Below are 22,658 nucleotides of genomic sequence, written 5' to 3' on the forward strand. Positions count from 1 at the left end.
GACTCCGTTTCTCTGACGAGACGTGCGGTGGGCGCTCAGCCCTTGAGCCCGGTGCGGGAGAGTCCTTCCACGAACTGACGCTGGGCGAACAGGAAGACGATGAGGATCGGGATGACGGTGAGCGCCGTCGCGCCGATCTGCGTGTTGTAGATCGGCTCGCCGTACGCGTCCTGGTACCGCGTGAGACCGAGCGAGACGGTGAAGAGGTGCTCGCTGCGCAGGAAGATCAGCGGCTCGAAGTACATGTTGAACGACGCGAGGAACTTCATGATCGCGACGGCGGCGATCGCCGGACCCGCGAGCGGGAACGCGATCCGGGCGAAGATCCCGAGACGCCCCAGCCCGTCGAGCCGCCCCGCCTCCTCGAGCTCCGTGGGCAGCGACAGGAAGAACTGGCGGAAGATGAAGACGCCGACGATCGCCGCCGGGCCGAAGATCGGCACGATGATGAGCGGCCAGTGCGTGTCCATGAGGCCGAGCTCGGCGACCCAGCGGAAGATCGGGATGATCGTGACTTCGCCCGGCACCATCATCCCGGCCATGAGGACGAGGAAGATCTTGCCGGCGAACGGGAACCGGATGCGTGCGAACGCGTAGCCTGCGAGCGCGCAGACGATGATCGAGCCGACGGTGACGCGCGTCGCGATGTACAGCGAGTTCAGGTACTGCTGCGCGAACGGCGTGACGGTGAAGATCTTCGACACGCCGTCGAGCGTCCACTCGCGGGGCAGGATCGTCGGCGGCAGGGCGAAGATCTCGTCAGCGGGCTTGAACGCCGAGAAGACCATCCAGATCGTCGGGTAGACGAACGGCACGGACAGGACGACCAGGAGCGCGTACAGCACGACCTTCGTCACGGTGCCGCGGCGGCGCGCACGTGTCGACTCCGGCCCCCGAGCGCCTGATTCCGCGTCGTCGCCCGTGCGGCGGGAGGCGAGACCGACGCCGTCCCTGGCGGCGAGCGTCGCCGTCGTCGCCTCAGACCTCATCGTGCACCCACTTCTTCCGGCTGCCCCACTGGAGCGCCGCGAACACCAGGACGACCACGAACAACGCGACGCCGATCGCCGACGCGTAGCCGAAGTCCTGCTGCTCGAACGCGGTCTTGTACAGCAGGTAGGAGATGACGGTGGTCGACCTTCCGGGCCCGCCCTGCGTCATGATCTGGATCGGCGCGAAGACGTCCATGGCGCCGATCATCGTGATCATCGTGACGAGCAGGATCGTCGGCGTGATGAGCGGCAGCGTGATCGAGCGGAACACCCGGGTCGGGCTGGCGCCGTCGATCCGCGCCGCCTCCTTGAGGTCGCCCGGCACGTTCTGCAGCGCGGCGAGGAACAGGATCATGTTCATGCCGACGCCCTTGAACACCTGGATGACGACGAGCGTGACGAGCGCCCACGCGGGATCGCGCAGCCAGTTCGGGCCCTGGATCCCGATCATCGCGAGGAACCCGTTGACCCCGCCGTTCGCGGCCACGAGGTAGTTCCACACGAGCACCCACGCGACCGTCGAGACGATGACGGGCGAGAAGAAGAACGTGCGGAACGTCGTCGTGCCGCGCAGCTTCGTGTTGAGGAGCAGCGCCAGCGCCATCGCGAGGCAGATGTTCAGCACCATGAGGAGCGCGGCGAACTTCAGCGTCGTCCCGAACGCCTCCCACACCGCCGCATCGGCGAACAGGCGCGTGAAGTTCTCCGTGCCCGTCCACGTGAACTCCCCGATGAGCGGGCTCCAGTCGTGCAGGGCGTACCAGATGACGAAGCCGAACGGCACGAGGCCGAGCGCGACGACGCCGATCACCACCGGTGCGACGAAGGACAGCCCGATGACGGCGTCGAGGCGGGCGAGGCGGCGCGACGCCGGCCCGCTCGAACCGCGGCGCGGGTGGCGGGCCAGCTGGTCCGCCACCCGCCCGACGTCGGCGGTCATTCCTAGCTGCCGGCGATGATCGGCTCGAGGGTCGCGCAGACCTGGTCCAGCACCGTCTGGGCGTCGCCGTCCGGGACCCAGAGCGCGTCGAGGTCCACCCGCACCGGGTCGTTGATCTCGCTCATCTTCGGGTGACCGACCTTCGTGACGGCGTCGAGCGCCTGGTCGATGACCGTGCCCTGGATCTGCTCCTCGGTCAGCGCGGGGGCCGCCGCCGACAGGGTCTCGACGTTCAGCAGGGACGCCCGCGGGGGCGGGAAGTACTGGGCGAGGAGCTCGGAGCTCTCCGGGTTCGTGAAGTAGGCGAGGAAGTCCGCGGCGATCTCGGGGTTGTCACCCTGCGACACGACGCCCACGCCGCCCTGGCCCACGACGGGCACGGTGCCGGCCGGCCCCTCGGGGAGCGGCAGGAAGTCCCAGGCGAAGTCCTCGCCGAGAGCGGTGGACGCGCTGAGCTGGGACATCCGGACCGCGACCTGGCCGGATGCGAAGTCGAACTCCTCGCCCGGGCCGGGCACGGCGCCGTTGTCGAACACCTGGGTGTGGAACCAGTCGAAGAACTCCACCATCTCCGGCGAGCTCATCGTGCACTGCGTCCCGTCCTCGCTCCACGGGGCGGCACCCCACGAGAGCCACATCGCACCGAGCGCGTCGTTCCACTGGGTGTACGGGTCGGCGGGGGCCTGGAAGCCGGCCACGCCCTGGCTCTCGGCAGTCGCGCCGGCGATCTCCAGCACCGCGTCCCACGTCCACTCGCCGCTCGCGAGGAGCTCCCGCGGGTCGGGCTGTCCGGCCGCGGCGAGGAGGTCGGAGTTCACGTAGATGCCGAACGGGCTGTTGGAGAACGGGTAGCCGTACACGTTGTCGTCGGCCGACCACAGCTCCATCGCGCCCGGGAGCAGGTCGTCGAACTCGTACCCGGACGTGTCCGTGAACGTCGCCGTGACGTCCGAGAAGACGCCGGCGTCGACGAACTGCGCCGCGTAGGCCTCGGTCACCCACGCCAGGTCCGGGGCGTCGCCGCCGGCGATCTGCGTGGTGAGGGCGCCGACGTAGTCCCCGCCGGTGATCGGCTCGAACGTCACGCTGCTCACGAGGTCGGGGTTGGCCTCGATGTACGCGTCCGCGATCTCCTCGAAGATCGCGTGGTGGCCCTCGTTCGCGCTCCACATGACCATGCGGAGGTCGACGGGACCGTCGGCATCGCCTCCGCCACCGTCGCCGCCGCTGCCGCACGCGGTCAGCACCAGCGCGCCGGCGCTGAGGGCGGCGCCGACGACCAGGGCCCTGCGGCGGATCGTGGGGTGCTTCATGTCCTGCGTGAACGGTGACGTCATCGTCCAGGTCCTCCCGACAGCGGTGTTCAGGAAGCAGGTCGTTCTCCTGCTGGCTGCGACTGTACGTCGCCGCCCCGAAACTGTCTAGAGAAGTTCGGAAGAATTTTCGCGCCGCGCGGAGGCGCTCTTCACCGCTCCGGCGGAGGCGCCGTGGAGCCGCGCACGACGAGGCGCGTCGCGAGCTCGGTGTGGTGCGGTCGGCCGGTCGCACCCCCGAGCAGCGCCACGATCGTCTCGACCGCTGTCGCGCCCATCTGCTCCAGCGGCTGCCGGACCGACGTGAGCTGCGGCGAGGACATCTGCGCCATGATCAGGTCGTCGAACCCCACGACGCTGAGGTCCTCGGGCACGCGCAGCCCCGCACGCCGCGCGGCCTCCAGCACGCCGAGCGCCTGGAAGTCCGAGGCCGCGAAGATCGCCGTCGGCCGCGCTTTCCCGGCCAGCAGCTGCGCCCCGAGCTCGAGTCCCGAGTCGTACGTGAAGTCGCCGGGGAGCACGCGGGCGGGCGCGTGGTCGCCCTCGAACCCGTTGAGCGCCGCGCGGTACCCGGAGACCCGGGCCCGGCTGGCCATGGTCTGCGGCAGGCCCGAGAGCATCGCCACGTCGCGATGACCCAGGTCGAGCAGGTGCTCGGTCGCCCCGAGGCCGCCCGCCCAGTTCGTGGCGCCCACGCTGAACGTCGCCTCGTCGGGGTTGTTCACGGCGTCGATGACCACGAGCGCGAGCCCGTGGTGGGCGACGCGGGCGCGCTGGGCCTCGTCGAGCATCGACGTGATCGCGATGATGCCCCGACGCCCCGCGGCGTGGATCTCGTCGATCCAGCGCAGGTCGGCGGCGTCGTCCGGATGCCGCGCGACGGTGACGTCGACCTGCACCGGCCCGGCGGCGTCGACGGCGCCCCGGATGACGTCGAGCGTGTACGGCGAGTGCATGTCGCGGGCCAGGATCGCCACGGGCATGAGCGAGCCGCGGCGCTTCTTCGTGGCGACGTACCCGCGCTCGGACAGGATCCGCTCGACCCGCTCGCGCGTCACGTCGGAGACGTCGACGCTGCCGTTCGCGACCTTCGACACGGTCGAGATCGAGACCCCGGCGATCTCCGCGACCTCGGCAAGAGAGGGCTTCTTCCGTCTCGTCGACCGATCCGCCATGATCGGCTCCTCTCTGTGCGCGTCCTCGGGCCGCAAGTCTACCGAAGAATTCTACGAAAACCCGTGTAGCGTTGTCGGGCAGGTGCCCGGCCCCGCATCGTCGGGAAGCATCGCACAGGCATTCGACGAGGAAGTGGGTTCGACGTGGAGCTTCGGGCAGACGTAGCCGTCATCGGTGGAGGGCTCGGCGGCGTCTCGGCCGCGCTGGCCGCGCTGCAAGCGGGCCGCCGGGTGGTCATCACGGATCCGACCCGGTGGCTGGGCGGGCAGCTGACGAGCCAGCTCGTGCCCAGCGACGAGCACCGGTACATCGAGGACGACGGCGCGAACCGTTCGTACCGCGATTTCCGGGATGCGCTGCGCGAGTACTACCGCCGGCACTACCCGCTCACCGACGCGGCACGAGCAGACCCGCACCTCAACCCCGGCCACGCGTGGGTCAGCCCGGTCAGCCTCGACCCGCGCGTCGCCGTCGCCGTCATCGACGACCTGCTCGCGCCGTACCGCAGCTCCGACCGCCTCGTCGTGCTCATGGAGACCGAGCCGGTCGAGGTGGCGACGGACGGCGACCTCGTGACGGGCGTCGTCGTCCGTTCGGCGTCGGGTGAGCTGACTTCGATCACGGCGCCGTACTACCTCGACGCGACGGAGCTCGGCGATCTGCTGGAGCTGGGCGGCGTCGAGCACAGGTCGGGCCGGGAGTCCCGGGAGCAGACCGGCGAGCCGGGCGCCGCCGACACCGCCGACCCCACCGACATGCAGGGCGTGAGCTGGTGCTTCGCGATCGACCACCTCGAGGGCGAGGACCACACGATCGAGCGCCCGGATGACTACGCCTACTGGCGTGACCTGCGCCCGCCGCAGCTCGGCGGACGCCACATCCTGGGATGGGGCGACCCGGTGAAGGCCGACGGCAGCCCGGGCCGGAGGTGGGCGTTCACCCCGAATCTGGACGACGACGAGATCGACCTCGACCACCGGAACATGGGCCTGGCGCCCGAGCTGTGGAACTACCGGCGCATCGCAGCGCGACGGAACTTCACGCCGGGCTTCTACCGCAGCGACGTCGTCGTCGTGAACTGGCCGATGAACGACTACGTGGGCGGGGCGCTCTTCGGTGTGCCGGATGCCCAGCAGCACTGGGACGGGGCGAAGGCGCTGAGCCGCTCCCTCCTCTACTGGCTGCAGACGGACGCGCCGCGGGCCGACGGCGGGACCGGCTGGCCGGGGATGCGCCTCCGGGGCGACGTCGCCGGCACCGACGACGGCTTCGCCATGTACCCCTACATCCGCGAGTCGCGCCGGATCCTGGCGCTGAAGACGATCGTCGAGCAGGAGGTCTCCACCGCGTTCCGCGGCGACGGCGGTGCCGAGCGCTACCCGGACACGGTCGGCGTCGGGCACTACTACTGGATCGACCGGCACGCGACCACGGTGCGCGGCACCTCTCCGGGTGGCACCCCGCACCCGTTCGAGATCCCGCTGCGTTCCCTCATCCCCCAGCGCGTGCGGAACCTGCTCCCGGCGTGCAAGAACATCGGGACCACGCAGATCACGAACGGGTGCTACCGGCTGCATCCGGTGGAGTGGAGCATCGGCGAGGCGGTCGGCGCGCTCGCGGCGCACTGTCTCGACACCGGGACGGAGCCGCACGCCGTCGCCGGGGACGACGACGGCGTGGCCGCCTTCCAGCGCGTGCTCACCGCCTGCGGGGTTCAGCTGCGATGGGATGAGACCAAGCGCTGGTGACGGCGCGAACGCTCGGCACCCCCTGAGCTGATCCGGCGACGTTCGAGGAGCCCGCATGGTCACGGCCCGTATCACGGTCGATCGGGATTTCACCGTCGGTCTGGTACCGCGGCGCTTGTTCGGGAGCTTCGTGGAGCACATGGGGCGGTGTGTGTACTCGGGGATCTATGAGCCGGGGCACCCGACCGCGACGCCGGAGGGGTTCCGGCAGGACGTGCTGGACCTGACCAGGGAGCTGGGGGTCACGGTGGTGCGCTACCCGGGTGGGAACTTCGTGTCCGGGTATGACTGGGAGGACGGCGTCGGGCCTGTCGATCAGCGGCCGCGGCGGCTGGACGCGGCGTGGCACTCGGTGGAGACGAACGCGTTCGGGCTGCACGAGTTCGTCGCGTGGGCGGGGACGGCGGACGTGGAGGTGATGGAGGCGGTGAACCTCGGCACGCGCGGCGTGGACGAGGCGCGGCGCCTCGTGGAGTACGCGAACCATCCGGGTGGCACGGCGCTGTCGGACCTGCGCCGTGCGAACGGGGCGGAGGAGCCGTTCGGCATATCGCTGTGGTGTCTGGGGAACGAGATGGACGGGCCGTGGCAGATCGGGCACAAGACGGCGGAGGAGTACGGGCACCTCGCGGTGGAGACGGCGAAGGCGATGCGGTGGGTGGATCCCGGGCTGGAGCTCGTCGCGGTCGGCAGCTCCGGGCGCGGGATGCCGACGTTCGGCGACTGGGAGCGGGTCGTGCTGCGCCACGCCTACTCGGAGGTCGACTACATCTCGCTGCACGCGTACTACGGCGAGAGCGACGGTGACGCGGCGAGCTATCTCGCCTCCGGGGTCGACATGGACCGGTTCATCGACGGCGTGGTCGCGACGGTCGACGCGGAGCGCGCCCGGGGCAAGCACCGCAAGGTCGTCAACCTCTCGTTCGACGAGTGGAACGTGCTCCACCCGCCCGCCGGCGACGACGCTCCGGCCGACGTTCCGGCCGACTGGCCCGAGCACCCACCGATCGCCGAGCACACATACGACGTGACGGACGCCGTCGTCGTCGGCACCCTGCTGCATTCCCTGTTGCGCCACGGCGACCGCGTGACCGTCGCGAACCAGGCCATCCTCGTGAACGTCCTGGGCCCCATCCGGAGCGAGGAAGGTGGCCCGGCGTGGCGGCAGGCGACCTTCTGGCCGTTCGCCCGGACCGCGGCCCTGGCACGCGGGGCGATCCTGCGCACGGCGGTGACGAGCGAGCGCGCGGAGACGGAGAAGCACGGCGAGGTCGACGTCGTCGACGCCGCCGCCACCTGGGACGCCGAACGCGGGCGGGTGGCCCTGTTCCTCGCCAATCGGGATCTGGCCGCCGATGCTGCCGTCGAGCTCGTGCTGCGCGGTCTGGACGTGACGCGTGTCGTGAGCGCCGAGGTGCTGGCCGGCCCGGACGGCGACCGGACCGTGACGAACGACGTCGAGAACCCGGAGCGGGTCGGCCTGCGGCCGCTCGACGGCGTCCTCGCCGACGGGGACGCCGTCCGCGTGAGGCTGCCGCCCGTGTCCTGGGCCGTCGTCGAGCTCGAGGTCACGACCGCCTGACGGCCCAACCCAGTCGAGAGAGGGTGGGTGCCGGCCGCCTACGTCACTGATCCACCCAGCGGATCAGTGACGTAGGCCGGGGCGTGGGGGGTGCCGGACTACGTCACTGATCCACCCAGCGGATCAGTGACGTAGGCCGCGGCGTGGGGGGTGCCGGACTACGTCAGTGACCCACCCAGCGGGTCAGTGACGTAGGGGAGGTGGTGGGTGTCGGACTGCGTCAGTGACCCACCCAGCGGGTCAGTGACGTACGGCGCCGACACAGAGGCCGGCCCGACCCGCGCCGCACGGCTTGCCTGGACCGGCGCCGGCCACGGCGCCTCGACCTCAGTGGGACTCGCGGCCCACCCGGTGCCCGCTCGAGCCGACGAGGAAGTCGAGGTCCGCTCCGGTGTCGGCCTGCTGCACGTGGTCGACGTACAGACGCTCCCAGCCGCGCGCCGGCGCGGCGAAGGAGGCGAGCGCGGCCGGAGCGGGCTCGCGCGCGTCCAGCTCGACCGGTGCACCGTCGGGACCGACGACGTCGAGCCGCCGCCCCGGCACGTCGAGGCGGACGAGGTCGCCCGTCCGGATGCGGGCGAGCGGCCCGCCCGCCGCGGCCTCCGGCGTCACGTGCAGCACCACCGTCCCGTACGCGGTCCCGCTCATCCGCCCGTCGCAGATGCGCACCATGTCGCGGACGCCCGCCTCGACGAGCTTCTTCGGCATCGGCATGTTCGACACCTCGGGCATGCCTGGGTACCCGCGCGGCCCGCAGCCGCGGAGCACGAGCACGCTCGAGGGGTCGACGTCGAGGTCCGGGTCGTCCAGCCGCGCGTGCAGGTCCTCGATCGAGTCGAAGACGACGGCGCGGCCGGTGTGCTGCAGGAGCTCCGGCGTCGCGGCGGCCGGCTTGACGATCGCACCGCCCGGGGCGAGGTTCCCGCGCAGGACGGCGATCCCGGCGTCGGGCTGGACCGGCTCGGCGATCGTGCGGATGACCTCGCGGTCCCACACGTCGGCGTCGTCGAGGTAGTCCACCAGCGGCTTGCCGGTGACGGTGAGCGCGGCCGGGTCGAGCAGGTCGCGCACCTCGCGCAGCACGGCGTGCAGGCCGCCGGCCCGGTAGAGGTCGTCCATGAGGAAGCGGCCCGCCGGCTGCAGGTCGACGAGCAGCGGCACGTGCGAGCCGATCCGGTCGAAGTCGTCGACGGTGAGGTCGATGCCGAGCCGCCCGGCGATGGCGAGCAGGTGCACGACGGCGTTCGTCGAGCCGCCGATCGCGGCCAGCGTCACGATCGCGTTGTGGAAGGAGGCCTTCGTGAGGACGTCGGCCGGGCCGCGGTCCGCGGCGACGAGCTCGACGGCGAGCCGCCCGGTCGCGTGCGCGCCCTCGAGCAGCCGGCTGTCCGGCGCGGGCGTGCCGGCCAGGCCCGGGAGCACCATGCCCAGCGCCTCGGCCAGGAGGCCCATGGTCGACGCCGTGCCCATCGTGTTGCAGTGCCCGCGGCTGCGGATCATCGCCGATTCGCTGCGCGTGAACTGTTCCTCTGACAGCGTGCCGGCGCGCACCTCCTCGGAGAGGCGCCACACGTCCGTCCCGCAGCCGAGCGCGACTCCCTGGAACGTCCCGGTGAGCATGGGGCCGCCGGGGACGACGACGGCGGGCAGTCCCACGGACGACGCGCCCATGAGCAGCGCGGGGATCGTCTTGTCGCACCCGCCGAGGAGGACGACGCCGTCGATCGGGTTGCCGCGGATCATCTCCTCCACGGCCATCGCCGACATGTTCCGCCAGAGCATCGCCGTGGGCCGCATCTGCGTCTCGCCCAACGACGGCACCGGCATGACGAGCGGCACGCCCCCGGCCGCCAGGACGCCGTCGGCCACGCTGCGGGCGACCTCGGTGAGGTGCGCGTTGCACGGCGACAGGTCCGACGCGGTGTTCGCGATGGCGACGTGCGGGTGGGTGCCGTCGAACGCGTCGTTCGGCAGACCTCGCCGCATCCACGCACGGTGGATGTAGGCGTCCCGGCCCTGCCCGGCGTACCACTGCTGGCTGCGCAGCTGCTTCATCGACGCTGTCCCTCGCTCCCGGAGTCGTGCGCCCTAAGGTTGGCACGGTTACCGTCCCCGACGCCCCAGGAGCCCAGCCCGTGAACGGCAGGCCGCGGTCATGAAGGCTCTGGTGCTCACCGGCCCGCACGCGTGGGCGGTCGAGGACGTCCGGGAGCCGGTGGCCGGCCCGGGGCAGGTGGTCGTCGACGTCGCCCGCGTCGGTGTGTGCGGCACCGACCTCGAGCTGTTCAGCGGCGACATGGCCTACCTCCGCGACGGCCAGGCCGCGTACCCGCTGCGGCCGGGCCACGAGTGGTGCGGCACCGTGAGCGAGGTGGGCGACGGCGTCGACGGCGGCCTGGAGGGTCGGCGCGTCACCGGCGACACGATGCTCGGCTGCGGGACGTGCGCGCGGTGCCGCGCCGGTCGGCACCACGTCTGCGCGAACCGGTACGAGATCGGGATCCGCGGCGGGTGGCACGGCGCGCTCGCCGAGCGGCTGCTCGTGCCGGCGAACGCGCTGCACCGCTTGCCGGACGCCGTCGACGACGTCGTCGGCGCCCTGGTGGAGCCCGGCGGGAACGCGCTGCGCGCCGTGCGTGCCGCGGCGACCGGACCGGGGGAGCCGCTGCTCGTGGTCGGCCCCGGGACGATCGGGCTCCTCGCGGCGCTGTTCGCGCGGGACGCGGGCGCCGACGTCCACCTGCTCGGCGTCGACGACCGCTCGCTCGCCTTCGCGCGCTCGCTCGGCTTCGCGCAGGCGTGGACGACGGCGTCGCTCCCCGAGCTGCCGTGGGCGGCCGTGATCGACGCGTCCACGGGGCACGACGTGCCGCGCCGGGCGGTCGAGCTCGTGGAGCCGGCCGGGCGGGTCGTGCTCATCGGGATCTCCGACGCCCCGAGCACGCTCGACACACGCGAGCTGCCGCTGCGGGACCTGACGGTCGTCGGCATCCTCGGCGGGTCGGCGGGGCTGGCCGGCGCGATCGAGCGGTACGCGAGCGGCGCCGTCGACCCCGGCCCGCTGGTCGCGGCGACGGTGGGGCTCGGAGAGGCCGGCGACGTGCTGGGCGGTTGGCGCCCGGACGACGCCGGGCCGGGGCCGAAGCTGCACGTCGACCCGCGGCGCTGACTCGCCGGCGGTCTGCCGTCTCAGACGTCGACGACGAGCCCGAGCCCCGCGGCGATCGCGATGGCCTGATCGGCGGTGATCGTGGCGCCGCGGAGCGTGACGACCCGCGGATCGATCTCGCCGAGAGCGCTGCCCCGCAGGTCGGCGTCGGTGAAGTCGGCGCCGTGCAGCCACGAGCCCGAGAGGTCGCACCCCGCGAACACCGAGCGCGCGCACCGCGCGTGGGTGAGGTCGGACTCGCGCAGCCGCACGCCGGTGAACTCGACCCCTTCGAGGTCGGCGCCCGGGAACCCGGCGAACGACCAGTCGCCGCGGTCCACCTTCATGATCCCGAAGCTGCACCCGTCGAACATCGCGCCCACCAGCTTGCAGCCCGTGAACGTCGCGTCGAAGAAGTTGCAGCGGCGGAACGTGCAGTTCACGAACGCCGTGGAGGCGTGGTGCGACACGTTGAACGCGACGTTGGAGAAGACGCACTCCGAGAACACCGTGCCGCGCGTGGACGCCTCGGTGAGGTCGACATCGACGAACCGGACGCCGGCGTACTGCTCGGCGCCGACCTCGCGGCCGTACCAGTCCTCACCGCGGACGGTGGTCGTGGTCTCGGGATCGGGTGAGCCGCCTCGTCGTTCCGCCATGCGTGCAGTAGAGCACCGCCCACCCACGCCGTCAGCGCATCGTGACCGTGACGAGGCAGAGCGCCGCGACCCACGCCCACCCGGCCACGATGTAGAGCCGCTGGACGAGGCCGACGCGCCGGCTCTCCCGCTCCCACAGCACGCCGAACCGGTACGACGCCACGCCGAGCCCCACGGCAGCGACGCCGCTGACGATGGCGAACGCCGGCACCGCATCGGCGTACGCGAACGCCGCCGTGACGCACGCGACCGGGAGCGCCGCGAACACGACGGCGCCCGCCTGGTCGTGCCGCTCGTGCGCACGGCTGAACGTCGTCGGGTGCGCCGGCGCTCCCGGCGGGTAGTCGCGCATCGGGTCCATCGACCACACGCCGGACGCCGCGAGCGCCACGCCGAACGCCGCGATCACGACTCCGGTGGCTCGCCCCGGGAAGCCGTCGAGGGCCAGCGCGACGCCGACGCCGCCGGCCGCCGTTGCCGCGCCGGAGGTCACGAAGTTCCACCGCTGGATCCAGCCGCGTGGCCCGAGCGCCAGCGCGCTCACGGCGTGCTCCGCGGGGCGGTAGCCCGGGCGGGTGGCGCCGTCGACCGTGAACACGACGACGAACAGGACGGCCCCGACGGCGCCGCACGTCAGCAGGGCGTCGATCACGGAGGGCTCCCGGTGCGGCGGCGGCTGTCGCGTCGACCGTAGCCCGGCGCCCTGCCTGGGCACCTGTGCCGGAAGTCATGGGTGAACGCCCGGGGCGCCCCGGGGTGCGGGGCGTGCTCAGCCGCCGTGCACGTGACGCCGTCGGCGGTGCGTGGTGTGCTGGGCGGGTGATCGTGCGAGACATGACGGCCGGCGAGCTCGACGTCGTGGGGGCGCTGCGCGTGGCGGCGTACAGCGTGGACGGGCTGCTCGACGCGAGTCCGGAGTACGTCGAGGAGCTGCGCGGGCTGGGCGGCGACGGCCACGGCCAGGTGCTGGTCGCCGTCGGCAGCGGGGACGCCGTCGTCGGCACCCTCATGCTCGAGGACTTCGGCGCGCACAGCGAGGTCGCGCGCGAGGCCGGCGAGATCGAGATCCGCGGGTTCGCCGTCGACCCGGCGATGCGGGGACGCGGCGTCGGGCGGGCGCTGCTCGCGGAGGCCGAGCAGCGCGCGGCCGTGCGTGGGCACCGGATGGTGCTCTCGACGCTCCCCGCGATGACGGCCGCGCGCAGCCTGTACCTGGCGCAGGGCTACGAACGAGAGCCGGACCGCGACTGGGAGCCGCTGCCCGGCCTCCAGCTCCTCGCCTACGGGAAGGACCTGCCGGGCTGACCCCGGCTCGCGCCTCGTGCGCTGCGCCGTCGGCAGGCTCAGCGGGGGTGGAGCCGGACGTTCGCGTACGTCGGCGGCTGGGACGCGAGGTCGAGAGCCTCTCCTGTGGACGAGAACCACACGTCGTCCGTGTGCCGCTCGAGCTGCAGCCGGTGACCCTCCCAGTCGATCGACGCGAGGCCGCCCTCGTGCCTCAGCCGCGTGCGCGTGACGGCGGTCCCGTCCCGGATCGAGTAGTCGCGGTTCCACGGGCCGGACGCCGTCGGCTCCGCGTCGGGCGGCGGATCGTTGCGGTGGTGGACCTGGCCGTCGATCGCTGACTCGAGCATGCCCGGCCGCCCGTCGGCGTCGACGTCGCGCAGCACGTACCGCTGGGGCGAGTCGCCGTCGACGGCGAGCTCGTGCGGGGTCACGAGCCGCGCCGAGCGCGAGGTCCCGCCCGACCGCACGACCACGCCGTCGCCGTCGACCGCGAGCGTGAGGGTGCCGACCCGGCCGACGTACTCGCCCGCGATCGCCGCGGGCGGGCGCGGGCCGCCGTCGGGGTGCGCCGTCGGGGCAGCCGGCCGCGGCGCCAGGTCCGCCCCGGTGAGGTCCCGGAGGATCTCGGTCGCGAGGCGGAACTGGAGCGGGTGCTTCGTGGAGTTGGTGAGGACGACGACGCCGAGCCCCGCCTCGGGTGCCCAGTAGATGTCGGACAGGAAGCCGAAGCCGCCGCCGCTGTGGCCGCGGATGACCAGGTCGCCGACGCGGATGAGCGCGACGCCGAGGCCGTAGCCCTGGTCGCGCTCCGGGTGGCCGGGGACCGCCGTCATCTCCTCGGCGAGCTCGCTCGGCAGCAGGTCGGCGCCGCCGCGCAGGTGGAGCTGCGCGAAGCGGCAGGCGTCGTCGACGCTGGCGTGGACGCCGCCCGCCGGGACCATCGGGACCCGGAACGGCACCCGCGCCGACGTCCCGTGCCCGAGCGCGTGGTCCCGGTCGGCCTTGAGCGTGGCGACGTCGGCGGTGGTGCGCGCGAGACCGAGCGGCTCCAGCAGCGCCCGCTCGAGGTGCCGGTGGAACGGCTCACCGCTCACGCGCTCGAGCACGTGGCCGGCGAGGTCGTAGCCGAGGTTCGAGTACTCGTGGTGGTGGCCGACGTCGAAGCGGAGCCACGTGTCGCCGATGCTGCGGCAGTGGGCGGCGAAGCTCGCGTTCCCGACCACGTAGTTGTTCCCCACCGGCGCCTCGTGGGTGAAGCCTGCGGTGTGGGCGAGCAGGTGCCGCAGCGTGATGCGCCGCTCCGGGTTCGGCTCGAACCGGGTCCGCACGCGGAAGTCGGGCAGATAGTCGGTGATCGGCGCATCGAGATCGACGAGACCGTCGCCGACGGCGCGCAGCACCGCCGTCGCCGTATACATCTTCGAGCCCGACTGCAGGCCGAACGTGGTGTCGGTGGTGATCGGCTGCGACCCGTCCGCCGTCGTCGTCCCGAAGCCGGCCGACCACAGGATGCGGGACGCGTCGCAGACGCCGATCGCGACCCCGGGGATCGCGTGCTCGGCCAGCAGACGCGGCACGCGCTGCTCGAGCTCCGCCGCGACGGTCTCGACGTCTCGTGGCACGACGGCCCCCTTGTCGTCCGTCGTCACGCGCCGCGTCGTTCCCGCTCGACGACGGCGAGGTACGCCTCCTGAAGCTTCTCGCGCACGGTGCGCCCGTCCGCCGGCGGGCCGGCCGGCACGCCGAGGTGCTCCTCGCGCAGCTCGACCATGAACCGCTCCCACACCTGGGGGCCGCCGTCGGCGAGCGTCGTGGCGCGGACCGAGAGCTCCTCGCTCACGGGCAGCCAGCGGCTGCCCCAGGTGCCGAGCGCCGCCATCACCGGGACGAGCTCGATCGACGCCTCGGTCAGGCTGTAGATGGCCTTCTGCTTGTGCGACGGGTCGTCCCGCTTCGTCAGCATGCCGAGCGCGACGAGCTTCTTCAGCCGCGCGGCGAGCACGTTCGAGGCGATGCCCTCGATCGACCCCGTGAGGAGCTCGCGGAAGTGCCGCCGACCGCCGAAGACCATGTCGCGCAGGATGATCAGGCTCCACTTGTCGCCGAACACCTCGAGCGAGAGGTTGATCGGGCAGCCGGAACGTGGGGTGGTCACGGCTCAGTCTCTCCTGGTGTGGGCCAGCACGGCCTCGACCACGATGTCGTGGAACACGGCCGCCGGCATCTCGTGCCCGCCGCCCTCGAGCGGGACGAGCGTCGTGTGCGGGATCTCGCGGGCGAGCGCCTCGGCGTGCTCGTACGGGAAGCACGGGTCGGCCGTGCCGTGCAGGATCAGCGTCGGGGCAGCGATGTCGGCCAGGGTGCCGGGCACCGGTTCGCCGTCGGCCGCGAGCCAGAAGTTCGTGAGGCTCGCCCGGACGTCGAGCGTGCGCTCGACGACCCGCCGGGCGACCTCACGCACGCGTGCCTCGTCGAACCCGAGCGACCCGGCATACGGGCGCTCGGCGTCGACGACGTACCGTGCGACGTCGTCGGGATCCGACCAGTCAGGTTCGGGCGGGGGGTCGTCGAACGTCTCCCGGACGGCTGACGACGCAGGCGGCAGCCGGAGCTCGCCCGACGCGGCGGGCACGGCGGGACTCGTGGAGATCAGGACGAGACTCGCGACCCGGTGCGGCGCCGTCAGCGCCAGGTGTTGCGCCACGCCGCCCCCGGAGGAGAGCCCCATGACGTGGGCGCTGTCGATCCCCTCGTGGTCGAGGATGCCGACGGCGTCACGCACCAGGTCCGCCCCGGTGTAGGTGGGGGCGCCGGCCGGGTCGTGCGACGAGCGGCCGGTGTCGCGCTGGTCGTACCGCAGGACGTGCCGCCCGCCCGCGGCGAGTCGGCGGCAGAGCTCGTCGTCCCACCAGTCCATGGACCACGTGGCGCCCGCGATGAGAAGGAGGGCGGCGTCGGCGTCGTCGCCGAACGACTGGAGGCACAGGTGGACGTCGTTCACGTCGGCGACGCGCTCCCGGCCCTGGCGACCCGGCGCGCTGGCGCCGCGATCCGCCGTCATCCGCGTGCTCATGCCTGCTCCTTCAGCAACTGGTTGCGAAGTGAGATCAGTCTAGCTAGGGTCGGAGACGACGCAACCGGAACGTGAGAAGGGACGCGAGATGGCACAGCTGACCTACACGGCCGTGGGATCCCTGGACGGCTACATCGCCGACGTCGACGGGAACTTCGACTTCGCCGCGCCCGACGCCGAGCTGCACGCCCACGTGAACGCGACCGAGGGCGGCGTCGGCACGTACCTGCTCGGCCGGCGGACCTACGAGCTCATGACGTACTGGGACACCGCGTCCACGGGCGAGGACGTGCCCGCCGTCGAGCGGGAGTTCACCGAGCTGTGGCAGGCCACCGACAAGGTCGTCTACTCGCGGACGCTCGAGAACGTCGACGCGCCGCGCACCCGACTCGAGCGGGACTTCGACGTGGACGCCGTCCGCTCGCTCGTTGCCGCGGCCGACCGTGACGTGAGCATCGGCGGCCCCGTCCTCGCGGCGCACGCCATCCGTGCCGGGCTCGTCGACACGTTCCACATGTACGTCGCGCCGACGATCGTCGGGGGCGGGCTGCGAGGCCTGCCCGACGGCGTCCGGCTCGACCTCGAGCTCGTCGACGAGCGGCGCTTCGCCGGCGGCACCGTGTACCTGAGGTACGTCCCGCGCCGCTGAGTCGCGCCGCTCGCCGGACCAGGTCAGCGAAGGCCGCTGAAGAACGTGCGCACGTCGCCGACCAGGAGGTCGGGCACCTCCATGGCCGGGAAGTGGCCCCCGCGCTCGAACTCCGACCAGTGGACCACGTTGTTCTCGCGCTCGGCGACCACGCGGATCCCGGCATCGCCGGGGAACACCGCCACCCCGGAGGGCACCTCGGACCGCGTGGCCTCCTGTCCCCAGCTGGCCTGACCCTCCTTGTAGAGCCGAGCCGCCGACGTCGCCGTGCCCGTGAGCCAGTACAGGCTGACGTTGGTGAGCAGCTGGTCGAGGTCGACGGCGTCCTCGGGGAGGTCTGCCGCCGGGTCCGTCCACTCCTTGAACTTCTCCACGATCCAGGCGAGCAGCCCCGAGGGCGAGTCGGCAAGCCCGAACCCCAGCGTCTGCGGCCGCGTCGACTGGATGACGGCGTACCCGGTCCCGTCCTGCATCTGTTGGTGCAGGGCGGCGAGCCGAGCCTGCTCGACCTCGGTGAGAGCGGCGAGCTCCGCCGGGTCCCCGGTGGGGAAGCCGAGACTGCCGTTGACGTGCACGCCGACGACGTGCACGGAGTCGATGCCGCCCAGCATCGGCGAGATGACCGAGCCGGTGTCGCCGCCCTGGGCGCCGTACCGCTCGTAGCCGAGCCGATCCATCAGCACGGCCCAGGCGCGGGCGATCCGCGCCATGTCCCAGCCGGTCTCGTGAGTCGGCCCGGAGAAGCCGAAGCCGGGCATGGACGGAGCCACGACGTGGAACGCGTCGGCCGGGTCGCCGCCGTGGGCTCGGGGGTCGGTGAGCGGACCGATGATCTTCATGAACTCCACGACCGAACCGGGCCAGCCGTGCGTGAGGATCAGCGGCAGGGCGTCCGGCTCCGGCGAGCGGACGTGCAGGAAGTGGATGTTCTGCCCGTCGATGGTGGTCGTGAACTGGGGGAAGGCGTTGAGCCTCGCTTCGTGCGTGCGCCAGTCGTAGGTGGTCCGCCAGTGCTCGGCCAGCCCCGTGAGGTAGGTGACGGGGACGCCGTAGCTCCAGCCGACGCCGGGCAGCTCGTCGGGCCAGCGGGTGCGCGCCAGTCGGTCGCGCAGGTCGTCGAGGTCGGCCTGCGGGACGTTGATGTGGAAGGGGCGGATCTGCGTGTCGGCGGTCATGGGTCTACCCTGCCGACTATTGCGGCCATAATACGACCGCAAGTCGGAGGACGTTGAACCCATGACACGAACCACCGGACGGACGCTCGCCCTGCTCGGCTACCTGCAGACCCACCGGGAGTGGAGCGGCGCGGAGCTGTGCCGCCGGCTCGAGGTGAGCCCACGGACGCTGCGCCGCGACGTCGACGACCTCCGCGAGCTCGGCTACGTCATCGACTCGTCTCGCGGCATCGGCGGCGGCTACCGGCTGGGCGCCGGGAGCTCCGTGCCCCCGTTGCTCCTCGATCACGAGGAGGCGGCCGCGATCGCCGTCGGCCTCCGCGGCGCCGCACTCTCCGCAGTGAACGGCATCGAGGACGCCGCCGCGCGAGCACTCGTCAAGCTCGAGCAGACGCTCCCGTCGGCCGTGCGGCATCGCGTGCGCGACCTCGAGCGCGCCATCGTGCCGCTCGCCGGGGCACCGTCGGTCGACGTGGATGCCCTGCTCGCTGTCGCCGCCGCGATCCGTGACGCGCGGCGCCTGCGCATCGACTACACACGGCACGACGGAGCCGAGGTCCGCCGCGAGATCGAGCCGCACCGCATCGTCCGCACCCAGGACCGGTGGTACGTCATCGCGTGGGACCCGGAGCGCGCCGCATGGCGCACGCTGCGCCTCGACCGCATGCGCCCGCGGGAGCCGCTCGGTACCCGGTTCACCGCGCGGGAGATTCCCAAGGACGAGCTGCTCGAGCGGACGACGCGCAGCATCGCGACGGCGCCCTACCCGCACCACGTCGAAGTGGTCGTGCGTGCCGAGGTCGACGCCGTCCGTGCGAAGTTCGGGCCCACGGTCGCCGAGGTGCGCGACCTGGGCGACGGCACGACCCTGCTCCGGAGCGGCAGCGTCGACCTCGACGAGGCGGCCATGTACCTGGGCATGAGCGGCTTCGCGTTCACGGTGCGGTCGCCCGCGGCCCTGCGCGAGCGGCTCGTCGTCGTCGCCCAGCGGCTGCGGGAGGCGGCAGGCCCGGCCTGAGCCGCCCTCCTCGCTGCCGTGACAGGTATGACGGCGCCCCCGACCTCGTAGCGCGCACCTCGACCAGGCCATAGGTCGCCCGTGGCGTCCCGCGACCGCGACCCATCGCCTGGTGGTGCGCCCGAACGCGACCCATGGCCTGGTGGTGCGGCCCGGACGCGGGTGTCGGAGGTCGACGGTAGGCATGGCGACACCGACGGCGAAGGGGTGTCGATCATGGCGGGCGAGCACGGGGTCGCAGCGTTGACGGACGGACGGCCCGACGACGGCGAGCGAGACCGGCCGTACGTCGTCGTCTCCGTCACGACGTCGGTCGACGGGCGGGTCACGTTCGCACCCGACCGGCTCCTCATGCTCGAGCCGCACTCCTCGGCCTGGCGGGCGCTCGGCGGGGAGTCGGCCGACCGGGTGCAGGCCGCACGCGCGGCGGACCTCGAGCGCGAGCACCCGCACCAGGCGACGCTCGAGGGCAGCGGCTCACTGGTCCCGCCCGACGCCGGCCCGGTGGGCGGGCTGGACCCGGTTCCGCCCGAGGAGCGGGACGCGCTCTACGCGGACCACCTTCCGGAGGCCGTCGTGGCGCGGCCGGGGCGCACGAAGTGGTTCACCGTCGTCGACGGCCGCGGGCGCGTGCGCTGGACGATGAAGAGCGTCGGCGAGTTCGACGTCCTGGTGCTCGCCTCGCGGGCGACGCCGATCGAGTACCTCGGCTACCTGCGCCGCGAGGGGATCTGCTATCTCGTGGCGGGCGAGGAGCGGGTGGACCTGGCGGCAGCCCTGCGGCGGATGCGGGAACGGCTCGGCGTCACGACTCTCGTCTCCACGGCGGGCGGCGGGCTCAACGGTGCGCTGCTCCGGGCCGGCCTCGTCGACGAGCTCGACCTCGTCGTGCTGCCCACGGCGATCGGCGGAGCCGGGACCCCGACGGTGTTCGACGGTCCGGTGCTCCCGGAGGGCGCCACGCCCGCCGCGCTGCGCCTGCGTTCCGTGCGGGTCGAGGACGACGGCGTGCTGCGGCTCCGCTACCTCGTCGAGCGCGCGGACGCCGGTCGCTGACGCCCCGCACGACGCGGGACCGCCGGACGGTCGGCGCGACCAGCACGGCCGCTCCGCCCCGACCGCTCCGCGCCCGGCGACCCGGCTTACACTCGCAGGGTGACCGTGCTCGACGCGCTCGACGAGGCGCGCATCCGCGAGATCGCCGCGTCGCCGGCGTCCCTGCGCCAGTTCCTCCACGGCCTGCCTGGTGTCGACCAGGTGGGCGCCGAAGCGCGCGCCGCCACGCTCGGCACGCGCTCGATCAAGACGACGGCGAAGGCCGAGGCGATCGACCTCGCCATCCGGATGATCGACCTCACCACGCTCGAGGGGCAGGACACCCCGGGCAAGGTCCGCGCCCTGTGCGCCAAGGCCAGGCGCCCGGACCCGTCCGACGCCTCGGTGCCCCAGGTGGCGGCGATCTGCGTGTACCCCGACCTGGTCACCGTGGCCCGGGACGCGCTCGCGGGCAGCGGGATCCACGTGGCGAGCGTCGCCACGGGCTTCCCCTCGGGCCGCACGAGCCTCGCCGTCAAACTTGCCGACACGCGTGACGCCGTCGACGCCGGTGCCGACGAGGTCGACATGGTGATCGACCGCGGCGCGTTCCTCACGGGCCGCTACACCGACGTGCTCGCCGAGATCGTCGCCGTGCGGGAGGCGTGCGTGCGCTCCGACGGCACCCGCGCCCACCTCAAGGTCATCCTCGAGACCGGCGAGCTGGCGACGTACGACAACGTCCGCCGGGCGTCGTGGCTGGCGATGCTCGCGGGCGCGGACTTCATCAAAACGTCGACCGGGAAGGTGTCGCCGGCCGCGACGCCGCCCGTCACGATGATCATGCTCGAGGCGGTGCGCGACTTCCGGGACGCCACCGGCCGGCAGGTCGGCGTCAAGCCCGCCGGCGGGATCCGCACCACGAAGGACGCGATCAAGAACATCGTGCTCGTCAACGAGGTCGCGGGCGAGGACTGGCTGTCGCCCGAGTGGTTCCGCCTGGGTGCCTCGAGCCTGCTCAACGACCTGCTCATGCAGCGCCAGAAGCTCCGCACCGGCCGCTACGCGGGCGCCGACTACTTCACGCTCGACTGAGAGGAGGCGACAGTGGTCCTCAGCTACGCCCCGGCGCCGGAGTCCCGCGCCGTCGTCGACATCGACAGCTCGTACGGACTGTTCATCGACGGTGAGTTCACCGACGCCGCCTCGGGCAGCGCGTTCAAGTCGGTCAACCCGGCCACGGAGGAGGTGCTCGCCGACATCGCCGAGGCAGGGCCGGACGACGTCGACCGCGCCGTCGCCGCCGCCCGCCGCGCCTACGACCGGGTCTGGTCGCGCATGTCGGGCCGCGACCGCGGGAAGTACCTGTACCGGATCGCCCGGATCATCCAGGAGCGGGCGCGGGAGCTCGCCGTCCTGGAGTCGATCGACAACGGGAAGCCGATCCGCGAGTCGCGCGACGTCGACGTCCCGCTCGTCGCCGCGCACTTCTTCTACTACGCCGGCTGGGCCGACAAGCTGCCGTACGCGGGATTCGGCGTCGACCCGCGGCCGCACGGCGTGGCCGGGCAGGTCATCCCGTGGAACTTCCCGCTGCTGATGCTGGCGTGGAAGATCGCGCCGGCGCTCGCGGCGGGCAACACGGTGGTGCTCAAGCCCGCGGAGACGACGCCGCTCACCGCGCTGCTGTTCGCGCAGATCTGCCAGCAGGCGGACCTGCCGCCCGGCGTCGTCAACATCGTGACGGGTGCCGGCGAGACGGGCCGGCTGCTGGTCGAGCACCCGGGCGTCGACAAGGTCGCGTTCACGGGGTCGACGGAGGTCGGCAAAGCCATCGCGCGCGCCGTGGCGGGGACGGACAAGAAGGTGACCCTCGAGCTCGGCGGCAAGGCGGCGAACATCGTGTTCGACGACGCCCCGCTGGACCAGGCGGTCGAGGGCATCGTCAACGGCATCTTCTTCAACCAGGGCCACGTGTGCTGCGCCGGGTCGCGGCTGCTCGTGCAGGAGTCGGTGTACGACGACGTGCTGGCGCGCCTCAAGCGCCGGCTCGGCACGCTGCGCGTCGGCGATCCGCTCGACAAGAACACCGACATCGGTGCGATCAACTCGTCGGAGCAGCTGCAGCGGATCCGCACCCTGTCCGACGTGGGGGAGGCCGAGGGCGCGGAGCGGTGGTCGCCCGCGTGCGACCTGCCCGACCGTGGCTACTGGTTCCCACCGACGGTGTTCACCGGCGTCACGCAGGCGCACCGGATCGCGCGCGAGGAGATCTTCGGCCCGGTGCTGTCGGTGCTGACGTTCCGCACCCCGGCGGAGGCGGTCGAGAAGGCGAACAACACGCCCTACGGGCTCTCTGCGGGCGTGTGGACCGACAAGGGCTCGCGCATCCTGTGGATGTCGAACCAGCTGAAGGCCGGCGTCGTCTGGGCGAACACGTTCAACAAGTTCGACCCGACGTCCCCGTTCGGCGGGTACAAGGAGAGCGGCTACGGGCGCGAAGGCGGCCGGCACGGCCTGGAGGCCTACCTTGCCCACTGAGCCCGCTCCGGCCACGGGGTCCGCCTCGACCACGGGATCGGTCTCGACCACGGGATCCCCCTCGACCCCCGCGTCCACCGTGCGCCCCGGCGACCTCGTGACGGCGCCGGCAGGGATGCGGCACCGGCCCGTGGCCGACGACGGTCTCGCGAACGCACTGCACATCGAGACTCCCTGGACGAAGCAGTACGGCGAGGAAGGAGCGCCCGCGTGAGCGAAGCGCGCAGGAGGGGCGCGGCGGACGGGTCCGCGGAGACCGCGGCCGCCCGGGCGACACGACGTCCCTCGACGACAGCGAGCGTCAGGCAGGCTGCGGAGTCCC

The 22,658-nt window shown here is 72.5% G+C and carries 21 protein-coding genes; 10 read left to right on the forward strand and 11 right to left on the reverse strand.

Going from position 1 to position 22,658, the window contains the following annotated elements; all coding sequences use genetic code 11:
* Positions 1–35: 35 nt before the first annotated feature.
* From BCAV_RS00955 to BCAV_RS00970, 4 genes are all read right to left on the reverse strand, one after another.
* Positions 36–989, reverse strand: a complete 954-nt coding sequence (locus BCAV_RS00955; RefSeq protein WP_012725235.1) for a carbohydrate ABC transporter permease — start codon at positions 987–989, stop codon at positions 36–38.
* Positions 979–1,932 (reverse strand): carbohydrate ABC transporter permease, encoded by a 954-nt coding sequence (locus BCAV_RS00960; protein ID WP_012725236.1) that lies wholly within the window; start codon positions 1,930–1,932, stop codon positions 979–981. Before BCAV_RS00960 ends, BCAV_RS00955 begins: the two co-directional genes overlap by 11 nt.
* A gap of 2 nt (positions 1,933–1,934) precedes the next feature.
* Positions 1,935–3,269: an ABC transporter substrate-binding protein gene (locus BCAV_RS00965; RefSeq protein WP_012725237.1), complete on the reverse strand. Its 1,335-nt coding sequence runs from the start codon at positions 3,267–3,269 to the stop codon at positions 1,935–1,937.
* A 128-nt stretch (positions 3,270–3,397) separates the two neighbouring features.
* Positions 3,398–4,420: a LacI family DNA-binding transcriptional regulator gene (locus BCAV_RS00970; RefSeq protein WP_012725238.1), complete on the reverse strand. Its 1,023-nt coding sequence runs from the start codon at positions 4,418–4,420 to the stop codon at positions 3,398–3,400.
* Between the two features lie 144 nt (positions 4,421–4,564).
* On the opposite strand from BCAV_RS00970, the gene BCAV_RS00975 reads away from it, so the two are divergent.
* Together BCAV_RS00975 and arfA are read left to right on the forward strand one after the other, a co-directional pair.
* Positions 4,565–6,169 (forward strand): FAD-dependent oxidoreductase, encoded by a 1,605-nt coding sequence (locus BCAV_RS00975; protein ID WP_012725239.1) that lies wholly within the window; start codon positions 4,565–4,567, stop codon positions 6,167–6,169.
* A gap of 55 nt (positions 6,170–6,224) precedes the next feature.
* Positions 6,225–7,751 (forward strand): arabinosylfuranosidase ArfA, encoded by a 1,527-nt coding sequence (arfA, locus tag BCAV_RS00980; RefSeq protein WP_012725240.1) that lies wholly within the window; start codon positions 6,225–6,227, stop codon positions 7,749–7,751.
* A 327-nt stretch (positions 7,752–8,078) separates the two neighbouring features.
* Here the strand turns inward: arfA and BCAV_RS00985 are convergent, their stop codons facing one another.
* Entirely contained in the window at positions 8,079–9,806 is a 1,728-nt protein-coding gene (locus BCAV_RS00985) for a dihydroxy-acid dehydratase (RefSeq protein WP_012725241.1), read from the reverse strand.
* 100 nt (positions 9,807–9,906) lie between these two features.
* On the opposite strand from BCAV_RS00985, the gene BCAV_RS00990 reads away from it, so the two are divergent.
* A complete protein-coding gene (locus BCAV_RS00990) occupies positions 9,907–10,920 on the forward strand; it encodes a zinc-dependent alcohol dehydrogenase (protein ID WP_012725242.1) in 1,014 nt (337 codons plus the stop codon).
* 20 nt (positions 10,921–10,940) lie between these two features.
* Here BCAV_RS00990 and BCAV_RS00995 read toward each other — a convergent pair whose 3' ends face one another.
* Positions 10,941–11,558 carry a pentapeptide repeat-containing protein gene (locus BCAV_RS00995; protein WP_012725243.1) on the reverse strand — a complete coding sequence of 206 codons (618 nt, stop codon included), beginning with the start codon at positions 11,556–11,558 and terminating at the stop codon, positions 10,941–10,943.
* Between the two features lie 31 nt (positions 11,559–11,589).
* A complete protein-coding gene (locus BCAV_RS01000; protein ID WP_012725244.1) occupies positions 11,590–12,210 on the reverse strand; it encodes a DUF998 domain-containing protein in 621 nt (206 codons plus the stop codon).
* A 182-nt stretch (positions 12,211–12,392) separates the two neighbouring features.
* On the opposite strand from BCAV_RS01000, the gene BCAV_RS01005 reads away from it, so the two are divergent.
* Complete coding sequence (locus tag BCAV_RS01005) at positions 12,393–12,863, forward strand: GNAT family N-acetyltransferase (protein ID WP_012725245.1); 471 nt, start codon at positions 12,393–12,395, stop codon at positions 12,861–12,863.
* A gap of 38 nt (positions 12,864–12,901) precedes the next feature.
* Here BCAV_RS01005 and BCAV_RS01010 read toward each other — a convergent pair whose 3' ends face one another.
* From BCAV_RS01010 to BCAV_RS01020, 3 genes are read right to left on the reverse strand one after another with little or no spacing between them, the layout of a single operon-like run.
* Positions 12,902–14,494 carry a serine hydrolase domain-containing protein gene (locus BCAV_RS01010; RefSeq protein WP_012725246.1) on the reverse strand — a complete coding sequence of 531 codons (1,593 nt, stop codon included), beginning with the start codon at positions 14,492–14,494 and terminating at the stop codon, positions 12,902–12,904.
* Positions 14,491–15,000 carry a winged helix-turn-helix transcriptional regulator gene (locus BCAV_RS01015; protein WP_012725247.1) on the reverse strand — a complete coding sequence of 170 codons (510 nt, stop codon included), beginning with the start codon at positions 14,998–15,000 and terminating at the stop codon, positions 14,491–14,493. The genes BCAV_RS01010 and BCAV_RS01015 overlap by 4 nt, the downstream gene beginning before the upstream one ends.
* A gap of 3 nt (positions 15,001–15,003) precedes the next feature.
* On the reverse strand, positions 15,004–15,918 hold the full coding sequence (locus BCAV_RS01020; RefSeq protein ID WP_012725248.1) for an alpha/beta fold hydrolase: 915 nt from the start codon (positions 15,916–15,918) through the stop codon (positions 15,004–15,006).
* Positions 15,919–16,006: 88 nt separating this feature from the next.
* Between BCAV_RS01020 and BCAV_RS01025 the strand changes: the two genes are divergently transcribed.
* Positions 16,007–16,567, forward strand: coding sequence for a dihydrofolate reductase family protein (locus BCAV_RS01025; RefSeq protein ID WP_012725249.1), 561 nt, complete (start codon positions 16,007–16,009; stop codon positions 16,565–16,567).
* Positions 16,568–16,590: 23 nt separating this feature from the next.
* On the opposite strand, the gene BCAV_RS01030 is transcribed toward BCAV_RS01025, so the two are convergent.
* Entirely contained in the window at positions 16,591–17,742 is a 1,152-nt protein-coding gene (locus tag BCAV_RS01030; protein ID WP_012725250.1) for an epoxide hydrolase family protein, read from the reverse strand.
* Between the two features lie 61 nt (positions 17,743–17,803).
* Between BCAV_RS01030 and BCAV_RS01035 the strand changes: the two genes are divergently transcribed.
* The 5 genes from BCAV_RS01035 (at position 17,804) to BCAV_RS22590 (ending at position 22,550) form a co-directional block, all read left to right on the forward strand.
* Entirely contained in the window at positions 17,804–18,760 is a 957-nt protein-coding gene (locus BCAV_RS01035) for a helix-turn-helix transcriptional regulator (protein WP_012725251.1), read from the forward strand.
* Between the two features lie 216 nt (positions 18,761–18,976).
* Positions 18,977–19,816 (forward strand): RibD family protein, encoded by an 840-nt coding sequence (locus BCAV_RS01040; protein ID WP_144016663.1) that lies wholly within the window; start codon positions 18,977–18,979, stop codon positions 19,814–19,816.
* Positions 19,817–19,921: 105 nt separating this feature from the next.
* Positions 19,922–20,890: a deoxyribose-phosphate aldolase gene (gene deoC, locus BCAV_RS01045; protein ID WP_012725253.1), complete on the forward strand. Its 969-nt coding sequence runs from the start codon at positions 19,922–19,924 to the stop codon at positions 20,888–20,890.
* Positions 20,891–20,902: 12 nt separating this feature from the next.
* Entirely contained in the window at positions 20,903–22,336 is a 1,434-nt protein-coding gene (locus BCAV_RS01050) for an aldehyde dehydrogenase family protein (protein ID WP_012725254.1), read from the forward strand.
* Positions 22,326–22,550: a cupin domain-containing protein gene (locus BCAV_RS22590; RefSeq protein WP_012725255.1), complete on the forward strand. Its 225-nt coding sequence runs from the start codon at positions 22,326–22,328 to the stop codon at positions 22,548–22,550. The genes BCAV_RS01050 and BCAV_RS22590 overlap by 11 nt, the downstream gene beginning before the upstream one ends.
* The last annotated feature ends 108 nt before the right edge of the window (positions 22,551–22,658 follow it).

It is taken from the genome of Beutenbergia cavernae DSM 12333 (assembly GCF_000023105.1).
Classification (GTDB): Bacteria; Actinomycetota; Actinomycetes; order Actinomycetales; family Beutenbergiaceae; genus Beutenbergia; species Beutenbergia cavernae.

Coding starts and splice junctions, on each gene's coding strand:
- BCAV_RS01030 (WP_012725250.1), bottom strand. CDS start 17,742: ATGACCGCCGACACGCAGATCCGCCCCTTCCACATCAACGTCCCGCAG.
- BCAV_RS00995 (WP_012725243.1), bottom strand. CDS start 11,558: ATGGCGGAACGACGAGGCGGCTCACCCGATCCCGAGACCACGACCACC.
- BCAV_RS01035 (WP_012725251.1), top strand. CDS start 17,804: ATGACACGAACCACCGGACGGACGCTCGCCCTGCTCGGCTACCTGCAG.
- BCAV_RS01005 (WP_012725245.1), top strand. CDS start 12,393: ATGACGGCCGGCGAGCTCGACGTCGTGGGGGCGCTGCGCGTGGCGGCG.
- BCAV_RS00965 (WP_012725237.1), bottom strand. CDS start 3,269: ATGACGTCACCGTTCACGCAGGACATGAAGCACCCCACGATCCGCCGC.
- BCAV_RS01020 (WP_012725248.1), bottom strand. CDS start 15,918: ATGAGCACGCGGATGACGGCGGATCGCGGCGCCAGCGCGCCGGGTCGC.
- BCAV_RS01040 (WP_144016663.1), top strand. CDS start 18,977: ATGGCGGGCGAGCACGGGGTCGCAGCGTTGACGGACGGACGGCCCGAC.
- arfA (WP_012725240.1), top strand. CDS start 6,225: ATGGTCACGGCCCGTATCACGGTCGATCGGGATTTCACCGTCGGTCTG.
- BCAV_RS01025 (WP_012725249.1), top strand. CDS start 16,007: ATGGCACAGCTGACCTACACGGCCGTGGGATCCCTGGACGGCTACATC.
- BCAV_RS00985 (WP_012725241.1), bottom strand. CDS start 9,806: ATGAAGCAGCTGCGCAGCCAGCAGTGGTACGCCGGGCAGGGCCGGGAC.
- BCAV_RS00970 (WP_012725238.1), bottom strand. CDS start 4,420: ATGGCGGATCGGTCGACGAGACGGAAGAAGCCCTCTCTTGCCGAGGTC.
- BCAV_RS00960 (WP_012725236.1), bottom strand. CDS start 1,932: ATGACCGCCGACGTCGGGCGGGTGGCGGACCAGCTGGCCCGCCACCCG.
- BCAV_RS00955 (WP_012725235.1), bottom strand. CDS start 989: ATGAGGTCTGAGGCGACGACGGCGACGCTCGCCGCCAGGGACGGCGTC.
- BCAV_RS00990 (WP_012725242.1), top strand. CDS start 9,907: ATGAAGGCTCTGGTGCTCACCGGCCCGCACGCGTGGGCGGTCGAGGAC.